Source organism: Okeania sp. SIO2B9, from assembly GCF_010672505.1.
Lineage (GTDB): Bacteria > Cyanobacteriota > Cyanobacteriia > Cyanobacteriales > Microcoleaceae > Okeania > Okeania hirsuta.
In genome coordinates this window covers 1-2,887 of record NZ_JAAHGK010001004.1, presented here as the reverse complement: position 1 = coordinate 2,887, position 2,887 = coordinate 1, and the positions used below count along the sequence as shown (strand labels likewise).

The 2,887-nt window shown below is 34.3% G+C and carries 1 pseudogene; it reads left to right on the top strand.

Going from position 1 to position 2,887, the window contains the following annotated elements:
* A pseudogene (locus tag F6K13_RS26545) lies at positions 1–2,492 on the top strand (methyltransferase type 11); the annotation flags it as partial.
* Positions 2,493–2,887 lie beyond the last annotated feature (395 nt).

The window sequence follows — 2,887 nt, the reverse complement described above, 5'->3', positions numbered from 1 at the left end:
TCTATCGACTAGAACTTAAATATGAAAAAGCTCCCATTCCTAACTGGTTTGCTACAGACTATTTAAAATTTATGTTTGCCTCTCCTCAGCTTTTCCAAGAAATAGGAGAAACAGATAATTATTATCATTTTCTGAATGGATGGTTGAGTTATGTTCATAATAATATATCCACAAATCCCGAATCCGAATTATGGCAAGCGATCGCCTCATTGTTTGTGGAAAATGCTAATTGGATACCTCTATATTTTACGACTACTCCAAATTTAAAAAATCTCTACATTAAACGGGCAGAAATTATCGAATTTGTTCTTAAAAATCGTGGTTTCCAGTTAGATTATACGATGGAGTCTCGCCCGTTTGACCGCCAGAAAATTCGCTTGGGAATTATCAAAGATCACTATTCTCCCCAAACAGAAACATATTCTTTACTCCCAGTATTTGAACATTTAGACCGGAGTAAATTTGAGATATTTCTCTATGCAATAAAATCTAACGGACATCCCTTAGAACAATATTGTCAAAGTCGCGCCGACAAATTTCTAGAACTACCAAATGAACTAAAAAATCAAGTACAAACTATTCGTAGCGACAATCTCGATCTTCTATTTTTCGCTTCTAATATTACCGCTACTATCAAAAATTCTACCTTGCTGGCAATACACCGACTAGCAAGAGTTCAAGTAACATCTATTAATTCCCCCACTACTACTGGGATGAAGTCTATAGACTATTATATCTCTGGCAAATTAACCGCCCCGACCGAAACGACTCAAGAACACTATAAGGAAAAATTGGTCAACCTAGAAGGTTCCGGACTATGTTTCCGAGACCCCATTGCCGAAACTCTTCCAGTAGTACAACCCCTCCGCTCCAGTTGGGGGGCAACCGATGAAACCACCATCTTTATTTCTGGTGCTAATTTCTACAAAATCATACCTGAGATGCAGGAGACTTGGGCCAAAATTCTCAGTGCAGTGCCCAATTCCATTTTAGTCATATATCCCTTTAATCCCAACTGGACAAATTCTTATCAAGTCAGACCTTTTATCCAACAAATACGAGAGACTTTAGAACGACATGGCATTGATAGTAATCGTTTGGCGGTCATTAAAGCACTACCAAGCAAATCAGATATCAAAAAATGTTTAGAGTTAGCAGATATTTATTTAGATTCTTTCCCCTACGGTGGGGCAACTTCTCTATTAGATCCCTTAATGGTCGGACTACCGCCAGTTGTCGTGGAAGGAAATGCCTTAAGGTTTAGGCAAGCATCCGCCTTGTTACGGGAAATTAATATCGAGGATCTTATTACTGATGGAGAAGAAAGTTATATTAATTTAGCAGTGAAACTGGCAACTAATTCCGAGTGGCGACAACAAAAGCGGCAAGAAATTATGGAAAAAATGCAGCAAAACCCTTCATTTTTAGACAGTCTTAGTTACTCTACACAGATAGGTAAATTATTCCAAAAATTATTCCAAGAATGGCAAAATATTCACGCGCCAAAAACTATAAAATCTACAGAGAAAAATTCTTTAACTTCTGAATTTATCAATCGTTTGATTGGTTGTGTAAATCTCTATGAAATTGACCCTACTGACCAATCTTTAATAGAAGAATTACGTCAAATTCGTCAACAAATAGCTGATTTTTGGTTAGCTGTAGCTCCTCAAGAATTAGAAAATACTTATCAAGGCAAAGTTAAACAAGCATATCAAACTTTATTAAAAAGTGGAATTCAAAACGAACCCCAGACTGAAGATGAACAAAAATTTCTCAAAGAATTAGCTGAGACAAGTATGGGTTTAACTAACCCAAAAGCTATTAATACACTTTTAGGAGCAATGTTATATTTTCCTCCAAGCAAAATGTTAGTCAGAGATGCTAAAAATCGTTTACCTCAGTGGTTGATAGATGATTATAAACAGATATTTGAAAGTCGAGAAGTTGCAGAGAAGTTGGAAAAAGCTTTTAAATCTAAATCCCCTCATTTATCAGAAAATTATCCAGTTAAAGTCGCTGAAGTTAAGCCAGAAAAAAATGTAGTTTTAACAGCAAATCAAACAGATGATTTAGACATTTCACAGCAAAAATTTATCAATCAATTATTGGGTAGTGTAAATCTTTACTATATCGACCCATCTGATGAATCTGTAGTTCAAGAGTTGCGTAAAATCAGAAAACAAATGGCTGATTTTTGGATAAATTTAGAATCTCAAAAACTAGAAACTTTTTACTCAGGAAAAATGGGTAAAGCTTATCAAGCATTACTCAGTAGCGGGATGCAAAATCAAACTTTAACTAATAACGAACAAACATTTTTACAACAGTTAGCTGGTCAACTTGCCAAAGGAATAGAAGCACCAAAAGCTATTAATTATTTGTTAGCAACAATATTATATTGTCGTCAAGGACAATTGCAAATTCAGGATATGAGTAAATTACCAAATTGGTTGCTTGAAGATTATCAAAAATTTGCAGGAAATCGATAATCGAGCAATTATTTTTCTCACTTGAGGAAAACAACTATTTACGTAAGCATTTCCTGCGGAATGCTGCGCAAACAGCTATTAGCTGTCAGCTAGCCTCCTCCGGAGGAACTGCGTTAACAGCAATAATAACCTGTTCTTAAGGACGGGTTTTAAATGAATATAGACTTCAGATCTGACTTTTGTAGCTAGATTTTTCTAGCTCAGTCAATAAAGCTTTTATAATACCAAATTGATAAATGTTTTTTACAAATGGTAGAATTCAATAATGAATAATGAATAATGAATAATGAATAATGAATAATGAATAATGAATAATGAATAATGAATAATGAATAATGAATAATGAATAATGAATAATGAATAATGAATAATGAATAATGAATAATGAATAATGA